An 11164-nucleotide genomic window follows, 5' to 3' on the forward strand; every position below is an offset into this window, starting at 1 on the left:
GCAACGCCGGCAATGGCGGTGCGCTGATCGAGGGCCGCGACGGGCTCTACGAGGTCTATCCCGGCGATCCCATCCCCGGCCTTGGTCGCGTCGATGCGATCCGGCGCCAGGACGGCCGCTGGGTGGTCGTCACCAGCAAGGGCCTGATCACCGGACGCTGAGCGGCTCCGATACGACTTTCGAAAGGCGCTTCACCACCATGTGAAGCGCCTTTTTGCTTGAATAGGCGGACCGCCGCGGTGTTACCTCAGGCATGAGCCGCGCGTTGCGAATTTTCCTTGCTGCCGCCGTGTTGTTCGGCGGTACTGCCGCGCTGTCGGCCGCAGAGACCCCGTCGCTGACGCGCGGCACCGCCATCACCGATCCCGATCTGCTGCGCAAGCTCGACGACGGCGACGCTCTCACGCTCCAGCGCCTGTTGGCGCCGGAGCGCAAAGCGAATGGTCCGCTGACGACCGACCGGCTGTTTTCAGAGCTGTCCCAGCTCAAGGACATTCCGCCGGCGATCGATGCGGAGTTCGACCGCTACATCACAGGGCAGAAGGCGGCCTATCTGAGCGAGACCATCGGCGTCGGCGAGGGCTTTGACGTGCAGCTGTTCGATCGGGCCGTGCTGAAATCGCGCGACACGCGCTTCGTGCTGGCCGGCATCGTCAACCGCATGGACCGCGCCTACGCCTCGGAGGAGTCCTGCGGCGAGATCCGCCTGATCTATCGGCTGGCGCGCTTCGACGGCACAACCGCGACGCGGCTGCCGATGACGCTCAATCTGGTGATGAAGGCGCGGGATGCGCGCCAGACGGACGCGAACGGCAAACCGATCAATTGCGCCGAACTCGCGCGGCGCTGGCTCGACGACGGCAACTGGCAGGAGCTGATCGGCAGTCGAGACGACGCCATGCTCGAACGCATCGAGACCAACATCCAGCTCTCGGTCGCGGCCAAGTCGGCGCTGCATGACTTCCGCTCCGACTATCTGCTCAAGGTGTTCAAGTACAATTCCGCCACGAAGGCCTTCGAGGAATCGACGCTGGAGAACCAGGTCGACCGCGACCGGATCATGGCGGACGAGGCGCTTCGGCGCGACTTCAAGGATTGGCTGCTCGCACCCGAGCATCTTCGCGAGTTCGATCGCGGCACCGTGCTGATCCCCGAGAAATTCCTGGCAAGGAGTGCGGTGGTGCCGACGCCGGCCGGCCTCGATGCTTCGGCGCTGCAGCCGGAATTCGGCATGATGCAGGCTGAGGGGGAGGGCAAAGCGGTCTTCACCGATAACGACGTGGTCGGTGCGTTGAAGCAGGCGGCCGCGCGCGGCGACATGCAGAACATCCGCTCGGTCGCGGGCTTCCAGCGCCGGCTCAACGACGTCACCTGTTCAGGCTGCCACCAGACTCGCGGCATCGGCGGCTTTCACTTTCCGGGCGTCGATTGGCTGGCGGACAGGCCGTCCAATGCGAGCATCGTACCGGCCTCGCCCCACTTTCTCGGCGACCAGCCCCGCCGCCGCGACATCCTGACCGCGTTCGCCGCAGGCAGACGCCCTGATTTCTCACGCGGATTTGCCAGCCGGCCGCAGACCCGCGGCAGCCGGGAGCTCGCCGGGAGCGAATATCAGGACGGCTGGGGCGCGCATTGTTCCCTGCAAGATGCGGGATCGGGAACGCGAGATGAGAGTTTTACGTCATGGAGCTGTGCTAACGGTCTCACCTGTCAGGCTGCCCCGGCCTCGCGCCGCATCGGCATGTGCTTCATCAAGACGCGTTGAGCCCGCAAAGCGATTTGGATGATTCATGACGAATACCGGCGACGCCAACAAGGAGCGCAATCGCGAGATTGCACGCAACGAGGAAGTCAAGCAGGTCACCGGCGGCGCCCGCGTCAGCATCTGGGCGATCGCGATGGCCGTTATCGTCGGTGGCATCCTGTTCACGCTCGGCTGGCTGTCGCTGCGGTAGCTGCGCTCTCTTTCGTCATGGCCGGGACAAGCCCGGCCATGACGGGGCTGGGGGTTCAGTGCTCGCACCCTCACGTCGCGTAGTTCGTCATCCGCTTGCCCGGCAGCAGCTCGTACGCCGGCTTCCAGCCGGGCAGTGCGGCCATGCGGCCGAGCCAGGCGTGGATGGCAGGATGGCTCGTGGCGAAATCGAAGCCGTGCTCGTCGCTCGGATAATGCAGATAGGCCATCATCGAGATGTCGGCGACGGTCGGCCTAGTGCCGATCGCGAAGGCGTTGTGCTGAAGATGCCCGTCCAGGATGCCGAGGAAGTCCTCGAGCCGGCGGCGAAAGTGTTTCAGCACTTGCGGATCGTTCTTCTCGGTGAAGGCCCGCATGAAGCGATAGGTCGCCATGTAGCCGGTGAGCTTGTGGTTGTCCCAGAACAGCCAGCGCAGCAGCTCGAACTTCTCTTCCTCCGTGTCGGCGCCGAAGCGGCCGTACTGCTCGGCGAGCTTCAAGAGGAGCGGCGCAGTCTGCGTCATCTTCAGCCCATCGACTTCGAGCACCGGGATTTCGCCCATCTCGTTGACCGCCTTGCGCCATTCTGCCGTGCGCGTGACGCCGCCGCCGAAATCGGTCCAGACCGGCTCCAACCTCTCGCCGCAAAGCGTCAACATCAGCGCCAGCTTGTAGCTGTTGCCGGATTCGGGGAAGTAGTGCAGGCGGTAACTGGGCATGGGACCTCGCGGCGTGGTTTTGGGCCGGTAGTTTATAGCGAGATCGCCCGGCATCGTCATTGCGAGCGTAGCGAAGCAATCCAGCAATGCAGCCGCGGAGATACTCTGGATTGCTTCGCTGCGCGCAATGACGGAGGTCGTGAAGACGGGATGTCTCCCCGCTGTCGTCCCGGACGAGCGAAGCGAAGATCCGGGACCCATAGCCACAGGCCGTGGTTTGGCGAAGACTCGGAGTGACCAGTCGCGCCCACAACCACTCCCTGTGGTTATGGGTCCCGGGCTCGCGCTTTGCGCGCCTCGGGACGACGGCGGAGTGTGAGTGCGCTCCTAGCCCACCGCCCCCGACGACCTCAGCTGCTTGATCGCCGCTTCGTCGTATCCCGCCTCGCGCAAAATCTCGTCACTGTGCTCGCCGACAGCGGGCGGCTTGCGCGGCTGGACCTTCTTGGTGCCGTCGATCCAGATCGGGCTGGAGATGGTCAGCATGGTGTCGTTCTCGAACGGCACCAGCACCTCGTTGTCGAGCATCTGCTTGTCGTTGGGGATGTCGTCGAGAATGCCGACGATGCCGAACACGAGGCCGTTGCCGTCGAGAATCTTGCGCCATTCGGCAAGATCCCTGGTCGCGAAAGTCTCGTCGAAGATCTTGATCAACTCCACCGAACGGGCGTGACGGTCGGGTTTGGTGGCGAAGCGCGGATCGGTGATGAGGTCTTCGCGTCCCAGACATTTCGCCAGCGTCGGAAACTGCTTCTCCTCGCTCAGCAGCGACAGGATCAGCCAGCGGCCGTCCCTGCATTGATAGTGGTTGGCGACTGCGTTCAGCGCGCGCTCACGCGGACGCCGCTCGCCGAACTTGGCGCCGCAGAGTTTTGCCTGCGCCAGCACGCTCGCGGCCCACACCCCGTTCGCCATCAGATTGGAGGCGACGTGCGAGCCCTTGCCGGTCTTCTCGCGCTGATAGAGCGCGGTGACGATGGCGCCGTAGAACGCCATGGCGCAGGGGTGGTCGCCCATGCCGGCGACCGAGCGGGCCGGGGTGGTGTCGATGTCGGCACGGACCAGGTCCATCAGGCCCGAGCGCGCCCAATAGGCATTGCTGTCGAAGCCGGGCTTGTTGGCCTCTTCGCCCTTCTCGCCATAGCCGGTGAAGGAGGCGTAGATCAGCCGGTCGTTGAGATGGGCGAGGTGATCATGGGTGATGCCGAGCTTGGCGCGCACCGGCGGCGGCATGTTGGTGATGAAGACGTCGGCCTCTTCCACCAGCTTGTAGAGCACGGCCTGCGCCTCCGGTTTGGCAAGGTCGAGCGCGATGCTCTTCTTGTTGCGGGCCTCCAGCAGCCAGGCGAAATTGTGCTCGCCGGTCGGATAGCCGGGCAAATTCGGCAGGTTGCGGTAGGGATCCCCGGCGCCGGGCGGCTCGATCTTGATGACGTCGGCGCCGAAATCCGACAGCACGGTCGCCGCCGCGGGCGCTGCGATGAAGCTCGCGCAGTCCAGAATCTTCAGGCCTGAAAAGATGCCTTTTTCCATCGCGGCGTTGCTCCCTCGCTCTTGTCGTTTCCCGCGCGCTGGAATTGGCGCGGGCCAGATCGTGAGAGCATTAGACCGATGTTTTGCCGGGATGCAACGGCATCAGGCGCAGGGCCTCACTCCTCCCCCGCAAGCAACGCCGCATTGCCGCCGGCTGCGGCGGTATTGATCGTCACGGTCTGCTCGGTCGCGAAGCGCGCGAGGTAGTGCGGGCCGCCGGCCTTGGGACCGGTTCCGGACAGGCCGTTGCCGCCGAACGGCTGCACGCCGACCACGGCGCCGATCATGTTGCGGTTGACGTAGATGTTGCCGACCTGCACGCGGTCGATGATGGCCTCGATGGTGTCGTCGATGCGGGAATGGACGCCGAGCGTGAGGCCGTAGCCGGTGCGCTCGATCGCCTGCAGCACGCGTTCGAGGTTTTCGGCACGGTAGCGCACGACGTGCAGGATCGGGCCGAACACCTCCTCGGTGAGCTGGCCGGCGTCGCCGAGCTCGAAGATATGCGGCGCGACGAAGCAGCCCTGCGGCGCCGTCCCGGCAAAGTGCAGTTTCGCCTCGGTCTTCATCCGCGCGATATGGGCGTCCAGCCGCTGCTTGGCCTCCATGTCGATCACCGGGCCGACATGGGTCGCGACGTCACGGGGATCGCCGATCTTCAACTCGCGTGCCGCGCCCGCGATCATCTCGATCATGCGGTCGGCGACGTCCTCCTGCACGAACAAGAGCCGCAGCGCCGAGCAGCGCTGGCCGGCGGAGCGGAACGCGGAGGTCACGACGTCGTCGGCGACCTGCTCGGGCAGCGCGGTGGCATCCGCGATCATGGCGTTGATGCCGCCGGTCTCCGCGATCAGCGGCACGATCGGCCCATCCTTGGCGGCGAGCGTCCGGTTGATGTTGCGGGCGACCTCGGTCGAGCCGGTGAAGACGACGCCCGCGATATCAGCGTGCGCGGTCAGGGCGGCACCGATACGGCCGTCGCCGACAACGAGATGCAGTGCATCTTTCGGGATGCCGGCCTCGTGCAGCAGGGCCACGGCCTCGCGCGCGATGCGCGGCGTCTGCTCGGCGGGCTTTGCCACCACGCTGTTGCCAGCCATCAGCGCCGCCGTGACCTGGCCGAGGAAAATCGCCAGCGGAAAATTCCACGGCGAGATCGCAACGAAGACGCCGCGGCCACGCATCGCGAGCGCGTTGCTTTCGCCGGTCGGGCCTGGCATTGCCGCATCAACGCCGAACAGCTTGCGGCCCTCTGCGGCATAATAGCGGCAGAAATCGGCGGCCTCGCGCAGCTCCGACAGCGAATCGTCGAGCGTCTTGCCGCCCTCGCTTTGCAGCAGCGCGATGAAGCGGGCGCTGCGGCTCTCCAGGAGATGCGCGGCCTGCTCCAGCGCCGCCGCGCGTGTGGCCGCAGGTGTCCGGCTCCAGGCCGCAAAGCCGACACGCGCGGCAGTCACTGCCGCATTGGCTTGATCCGGCGTGGCATCCGCAATCGGCTCGAGCTCGGTCGCTGCGGCTTTGACGTCAGCGAGCAAATGATCGAGCGCGACGCGTGCGCCGAACTCGACGCCGCGCGAATTGCGCCGCTCCGGCGCGTAGAGATCACCGGGCAACGGGATTTTGGGATGCGCCGCCGCTTGCGGCCGGACGATGGCGTCCGCCGGTCGCTGCAACAGCGCCGGCACCGGAACGCGATAATCGGCGGCCTGCGCCACGAACGACGAGTTGGCGCCGTTCTCCAGCAAGCGACGCACAAGATACGCCAGCAAATCGCGGTGGCTGCCGACCGGCGCATAGGTGCGGTAAGCGATATCAGGATGATCCTTGGCGAGCTGCTCGTAGAGCGCTTCGCCCATGCCGTGCAGGCGCTGGAATTCGAATCCGCCGCTCTTCCCGGCAAGCTCCAGCACGGTCGCGACGGTCAGCGCGTTGTGCGTGGCGAATTGCGGAAAGATGCGCGGCCGAAGACTCAAAAGCTTCGTCGCACAGGCGACGTAGTTCAGATCGGTCATCGCCTTGCGCGTGAACACGGGATAGCCGTCGAGCCCGCGCTCCTGCGCGCGCTTGATTTCGGTGTCCCAATAGGCCCCCTTGACCAGCCGCACCATCAGCCTGCGGTCATGCGCGCGGGCGAGCGCGTCGACGTAATCGATCACCGCGCTAGCGCGCTTCTGATAGGCCTGGATGGCGAGGCCAAATCCGTCCCAACCTCTCAGCGAGGGATCGGCGAGCGTTGCGGCGATCATTTCGAGCGACAGCTCGAGCCGGTCTGCCTCTTCGGCATCGACGGTGAAGTTGAGGTTATGCGCTTTGGCGCGCCGCGCGAGGTCGAGCAGCAGCGGCACCAGCTCGGCCATCACGCGGTCGCGGCTGATCGCCTCGAAGCGCGGATGCAGCGCCGAGAGCTTGACCGAGATGCCGGGCCGGTCGGGCAGGGGATTGCTGCCCGCAGCCTTGCCGATCGTCTCGATCGCACTCGCATAGGCATCGAAATAACGCCTGGCATCGGCGGCCGTGCGCGCGCCTTCGCCGAGCATGTCGAAGGAATAGCGCGGCTTCTGGCCGGAGCGCGGCTTGCCCCGCTCCAGCGCCTGCTCGATGGTCTCGCCCAGCACGAAATGACTGCCCATCAGCCGCATCGCCTGACGCGTCGCGGTGCGCACCGCAGGTGCGCCCAGCCGCTTCACCAGACGGCCGATGGTGCCGTCGGGCGTCTCTCCGGGCTGGATCACCCGCGCCGACAGGCCGAGCGCCCAGGCCGAGGCGTTGACCAGGAAGGCGGTGGACTTGGTCTCGTGGTGGATGAAGTCGCCCTCGCCGAGCTTGTCCTCGATGAACTGGTCGGCGGTGCGCGCGTCCGGCACGCGCAGCAGGGCCTCGGCCAGCACCATCAGCGCCAGCCCCTCCTTGGTCGAGAGCGCGAACTCCCGCAGCATGTCCTCGACCCCGCCAAGACTACCTGCAAGACGGTCGTCGCGCTTGCGGATCGCCTCGATCAGCCGGGTCGCGGTGCGGTCGATCCGGGCCTCCTGCGGCGCGGACAGATGCGATGCCGGCAACAGGCGCGCGGCGATCTCGGCATCATCGGGCGCGTAGGGGGCGGTGAAGGGCGGCGGGATGTTCGGCATGGCGTGTCCTGTGGCTAGATCCAGGATAAGGCCCGCGTGACCGTAGTTCGATAGACAATCTAGCCAGTTTGCCTTAGAAAATGAAGACAAGAAGCAACTTAGCCTGATTAAACATGGAACTCGATCGAATCGACCGGAAGATCCTCTCGATTTTGCAGGAGGATGGGCGCATCGCCAATGTCGAACTCGCCGAGCGTATCGGGTTGTCGCCAACCTCGATCGGCGAGCGGCTGAAGCGCTTGCAGCGGGAGGGCTTTGTCGAAGGCTATGGCGCGCGGCTCAACCCGCACCGGCTCGGCCTCGGTCTGTTGGTGTTCGTCGAGGTGCTGCTCGACAAGACCACGCCGGACAATTTCGAACGTTTTGCGCGCGCGGTGAAACTCGCGCCTGAAGTTCTGGAGTGTCACATGGTTGCCGGCGGCTTCGACTATCTTGTGAAGGCGCGGCTCGCGGACATGGCGGCGTATCGACGCTTCCTCGGCGAGACCCTGCTGTCGATGCCGGGCGTGCGCGAGACGCGGACCTATGCGGTGATGGAGGAGATCAAGCGCGACGCACCGTTACCGGTGGGCTGACGAAGTGCCGTCGCGATTGTCATTGCTGAGGCGTTGAACGAGCGGTCCTCGCGGGAAAATAGCTCTCCCTGTGCAGTCGCAACGCCTGTCGTCGAATGCACTGGCCGTCTTCTAAAATTTTCTTGGCCCGGCTCCCGGATCGATCCGGGAGGCAGCAAAAGCTGGCGGGCTTATACTTTGAGGTTCTCTGCGGAGGTCTTGCCCCGGTTTGCGATCTCTTCGTATTCCACCGTCTGTCCTTCGTTCAGGGACGACAGACCGGCTTTCTGCACTGCCGAGATATGCACGAACACATCCTTGCCGCCCGACGCAGGCTGGATAAATCCATAACCCTTCGTCGGGTTGAACCACTTGACCGTACCTTTAGCCATCACGACTTCTCCGCGGGTCTTCCTCCGAGATCTCGAACCGCCAGTCCCCGCCAACCGGCCGGTTCGGTCCTAACAGGATACGCGGAATGTGGCCGGCTTGGTAGCTCAAACCACATCGGCCTTTCGCCGAATTCCGCTCAACTTCGCGGCGTTTTTGCCGGTTTTGCCCGTTTCGCGGTCAAATGGCCGGCGTGCTGCGCGCTGTCCGTCAATACGTCGCGGCCAGATAATCGACGATCTTGCCGACATCCGCATCGTCGATCGGTGCGCCATAGACCTTGATCATCTTGGTCACCTCGGCCTGCCAGAAGCCCTTCTTGTCCTTCATCGGCGGCTGCGTCTTGACGTAGTCGGCCGAGTGGCAGGCGCTGCAATTGGCCTGGACGATTTCGAGATTGGGCCCCGCCTTGAAGGCGGCGACCTCGTCCGGAAGCTGGTAGTTGACGGGCGCCGCGGTCACGGCCGTCAGGCCGGTGGCGAGGGCGAGCGTGACGGCGAGGAGAACGGTGCGCTGCATGGTCATTCTCCTTTCAGGCCACGGTGACGCGGACGGTTTCGACGACGTTGCGCAAGTATCCCGCCGGGTTCCAGCGCGGCGCGTCCGGCTGCGTCTCGCCGCCATTGCCGGTGGCGCGCACCTTGAGCTCAACGCTTCCCGCCGCAAGCTTCACCGGCAGCTTCCATTCGCGGAACGAATATTTGCCGAGATCCTTGCCGAGCTTGGCGCTCACCCAGGTCTTGCCGCCGTCGGTGGAGACCTGGACCTCCTTGATGCCCTTGCCGCCGTCGAAGGCGATGCCGCGCAGGGTGGTGCGGCCAGCCTTCAGCTTGGCACCGTCAGGCACGCTGGTGATGAAGGAGCGAATGGTGAAGCGGTTGATCGGGATCGTCGCCTTCGGTGCGGTGCCGGGCTCGATCGCGTTATCAGGCGTATCGGGAATGCGATAGGCCGACTTCATCCAGAAGCCGTCATAGACGTTGTCGATGACGGTGATCTCGTTGAGGTGCTTGACCCAGTAGGTGCCGTAATAGCCGGGCACGATCAGGCGCAGCGGAAAGCCGTTGAGGAACGGCAAATCCTCGCCGTTCATGCCATAGGCCAGCATCACCTCGCCGTCACTGGCGTGAGCGATGTCGAGTGCCTTGACGAAGTCAGGCGTCTTGTCGCTGACCGGCCCGTCCATGCCGTTGAAGGTGACCTGCCTGGCGCCGCTCTGCACGCCGGCCATCTCCAGCACCGCCTTCAACGGCACGCCGCGCCAGCGCGCATTGCCCATGGCGCCGTTGGCGAGCTGGCCGCCGGCGACGCGCGGCTCGAAGAAGCCGCGGCTGTTGCCGGAGCACTGGTTGACGGCGACGATCTCGGTCGCCTTCATCTTCCTGATGTCCTTCAGTGAAAGTTTCAGCGGCTTGTCGACCTTGCCCTTGACCTCCAGCATGAACTTGTCGGGGTCGAGATTGTAGGGGAGGTCCGAGAGGTGATAGCGGACGAAGAACGCATTGTTCGGCGTGATCGGGCCGTCGTTGAAGATCGCGAACGGCGTCTCGAGCTGCGGCGGCCGGCTGGTCAGGCCGATCATCGGCCGCTTCTGCGGGTATTTCACCAGCGGCCGTTCGCCATTGGCGAAGGGCAGGGTCACGGTGTCGAGTGCCAACGCCCTGGTGGCATTCAGTGTGGCCGCCATGGCGGCAAGCCCCGCTCCTTTGAGCAGGTCGCGGCGATCGAACATCTGGTCCCCTCCCGGAGCTTTTCGTTGGCCCGCGGTCATCACCGCGAGCCGCGCTCATCTGTCGCAACGATTTGAACGAAGTCAATTCGTGCTTTCGCAGCAGGCCCATGCCGCTGCGTTGCAGCAGGCCGGTGTTACGGAGACATGCATGTGGCCAAGTTCTCACCGCGGCGGCGGTGTGCTCCCTCGCCCCGCTTGCAGGGAGAGGGTTGGAGTGAGGGGGAGTCTCCGCGAGGGAGGAAGCAGTTGGACTCGCGGAGAGTCCCCCTCACCCGCCGCGCTGCGCGCGTCGGCCTCTCCCCGCAGGCGGGGAGAGGCGAACATCAGGCCGCGACGCGCTCGCTTCGATCGACCAGCGCCGTCAGCCCCCGCGCATCGGCCACCACGCGGACCGCCATCGGCTCGTCGCGGCCGCGGATCGCGACCTCCTGTTGCGGCAGCGTATCGTCGGCGAGGCCCGCGGTGCCGCGGATTTCGTCCGAGACGATCGCCTCGCAGGCCAGCGTCTTGGTCATGTCCTGCAGGCGGGCGGCAACGTTGACGGCATCGCCCAGCGCCGTGAAGACGATGTGATCGCGATAGCCGATGTCGCCGATGATGACCTCGCCGCCGTGAATGCCGATGCCGAAGCGGATCGGCTGGCGAAGATCGTGGCTCAGCAGCTCGTTCAGTTCGTCGATATGGGTGGCGATGCCGCTGGCAGCCTTCAGCGCCTGCCGGCAGGCGGTTTGCGGATCGGCCGTGAGTCCGAACAGCGCCAGCATGCCGTCGCCGACGAACTGGGTCGGCTGGCCGCCATTCTCGATCACGGCCTGCGACACCGCGCCGAGGAAGCGGTTGACGATGAAGACGGTATCGAACGGGAGCCGCTTCTCGGCGAGCTGGGTCGAGCCGCGCATGTCCACGAACAGGCTGACGAGATAGCGCTCCTGGCCGATCCTCGCCGGCGCCGAGGCCTGCGCGTTGGCCGACGACGTTTGCGGGGTGAAGAGCTGGAAGAAGGACAGATCCGACGTCGGCCGCAGCTGGCAGGCCAGCCTGATCGAGGGGTCGTTGGTGCCGACGCGGGTGAGCACGAAGGCCTCGCGCTGCGACGGCTCGGGCAGGACGCCATGATCGCCGATGACGCGGATGCGGCAGGTCGAGCAGCGGGC

General features: G+C 65.4%; 10 protein-coding genes. 3 read left to right on the forward strand and 7 right to left on the reverse strand.

Going from position 1 to position 11164, the window contains the following annotated elements; all coding sequences use genetic code 11:
- Positions 1–253 precede the first annotated feature (253 nt).
- Together IC66_RS0115350 and IC66_RS47715 are read left to right on the forward strand one after the other, a co-directional pair.
- Complete coding sequence (locus IC66_RS0115350; protein ID WP_038948209.1) at positions 254–1765, forward strand: hypothetical protein; 1512 nt, start codon at positions 254–256, stop codon at positions 1763–1765.
- A gap of 25 nt (positions 1766–1790) precedes the next feature.
- The gene (locus tag IC66_RS47715; RefSeq protein ID WP_162832258.1) at positions 1791–1955 is read left to right on the forward strand and encodes a hypothetical protein; all 165 of its coding nucleotides are present in this window, start codon (positions 1791–1793) and stop codon (positions 1953–1955) included.
- Positions 1956–2025: 70 nt separating this feature from the next.
- On the opposite strand, the gene IC66_RS0115360 is transcribed toward IC66_RS47715, so the two are convergent.
- The 3 genes from IC66_RS0115360 to putA form a co-directional block, all read right to left on the reverse strand.
- Positions 2026–2673 (reverse strand): glutathione S-transferase family protein, encoded by a 648-nt coding sequence (locus IC66_RS0115360; protein WP_038948211.1) that lies wholly within the window; start codon positions 2671–2673, stop codon positions 2026–2028.
- A gap of 327 nt (positions 2674–3000) precedes the next feature.
- Positions 3001–4206 carry a CaiB/BaiF CoA transferase family protein gene (locus IC66_RS0115365; RefSeq protein WP_038948212.1) on the reverse strand — a complete coding sequence of 402 codons (1206 nt, stop codon included), beginning with the start codon at positions 4204–4206 and terminating at the stop codon, positions 3001–3003.
- Positions 4207–4322: 116 nt separating this feature from the next.
- On the reverse strand, positions 4323–7334 hold the full coding sequence (putA, locus tag IC66_RS0115370) for a bifunctional proline dehydrogenase/L-glutamate gamma-semialdehyde dehydrogenase PutA (RefSeq protein ID WP_038948213.1): 3012 nt from the start codon (positions 7332–7334) through the stop codon (positions 4323–4325).
- A 113-nt stretch (positions 7335–7447) separates the two neighbouring features.
- On the opposite strand from putA, the gene IC66_RS0115375 reads away from it, so the two are divergent.
- The gene (locus IC66_RS0115375; RefSeq protein WP_018317238.1) at positions 7448–7909 is read left to right on the forward strand and encodes an Lrp/AsnC ligand binding domain-containing protein; all 462 of its coding nucleotides are present in this window, start codon (positions 7448–7450) and stop codon (positions 7907–7909) included.
- A 170-nt stretch (positions 7910–8079) separates the two neighbouring features.
- On the opposite strand, the gene IC66_RS0115380 is transcribed toward IC66_RS0115375, so the two are convergent.
- The 4 genes from IC66_RS0115380 to IC66_RS0115395 form a co-directional block, all read right to left on the reverse strand.
- Positions 8080–8280 carry a cold-shock protein gene (locus tag IC66_RS0115380; RefSeq protein ID WP_008134691.1) on the reverse strand — a complete coding sequence of 67 codons (201 nt, stop codon included), beginning with the start codon at positions 8278–8280 and terminating at the stop codon, positions 8080–8082.
- A gap of 208 nt (positions 8281–8488) precedes the next feature.
- Complete coding sequence (sorB, locus tag IC66_RS0115385; RefSeq protein ID WP_049806534.1) at positions 8489–8797, reverse strand: SorB family sulfite dehydrogenase c-type cytochrome subunit; 309 nt, start codon at positions 8795–8797, stop codon at positions 8489–8491.
- Between the two features lie 13 nt (positions 8798–8810).
- Complete coding sequence (gene sorA / locus IC66_RS0115390) at positions 8811–10010, reverse strand: SorA family sulfite dehydrogenase catalytic subunit (protein ID WP_038948215.1); 1200 nt, start codon at positions 10008–10010, stop codon at positions 8811–8813.
- Positions 10011–10333: 323 nt separating this feature from the next.
- Positions 10334–11164: adenylate/guanylate cyclase domain-containing protein (locus tag IC66_RS0115395; protein ID WP_162131332.1), on the reverse strand; the 831-nt coding region annotated here is incomplete at its 5' end.

Source organism: Bradyrhizobium genomosp. III (assembly GCF_000261705.1).
Lineage (GTDB): Bacteria > Pseudomonadota > Alphaproteobacteria > Rhizobiales > Xanthobacteraceae > Bradyrhizobium > Bradyrhizobium ottawaense.

What these genes read in the sequence shown, in the direction of transcription:
- IC66_RS0115375 (WP_018317238.1), top strand. Translation starts at nt 7,448, where the DNA reads ATGGAACTCGATCGAATCGACCGGAAGATCCTCTCGATTTTGCAGGAG.
- putA (WP_038948213.1), bottom strand. Translation starts at nt 7,334, where the DNA reads ATGCCGAACATCCCGCCGCCCTTCACCGCCCCCTACGCGCCCGATGAT.
- IC66_RS0115360 (WP_038948211.1), bottom strand. Translation starts at nt 2,673, where the DNA reads ATGCCCAGTTACCGCCTGCACTACTTCCCCGAATCCGGCAACAGCTAC.
- sorA (WP_038948215.1), bottom strand. Translation starts at nt 10,010, where the DNA reads ATGTTCGATCGCCGCGACCTGCTCAAAGGAGCGGGGCTTGCCGCCATG.
- IC66_RS0115350 (WP_038948209.1), top strand. Translation starts at nt 254, where the DNA reads ATGAGCCGCGCGTTGCGAATTTTCCTTGCTGCCGCCGTGTTGTTCGGC.
- IC66_RS0115365 (WP_038948212.1), bottom strand. Translation starts at nt 4,206, where the DNA reads ATGGAAAAAGGCATCTTTTCAGGCCTGAAGATTCTGGACTGCGCGAGC.
- IC66_RS0115380 (WP_008134691.1), bottom strand. Translation starts at nt 8,280, where the DNA reads ATGGCTAAAGGTACGGTCAAGTGGTTCAACCCGACGAAGGGTTATGGA.
- sorB (WP_049806534.1), bottom strand. Translation starts at nt 8,797, where the DNA reads ATGCAGCGCACCGTTCTCCTCGCCGTCACGCTCGCCCTCGCCACCGGC.
- IC66_RS47715 (WP_162832258.1), top strand. Translation starts at nt 1,791, where the DNA reads ATGACGAATACCGGCGACGCCAACAAGGAGCGCAATCGCGAGATTGCA.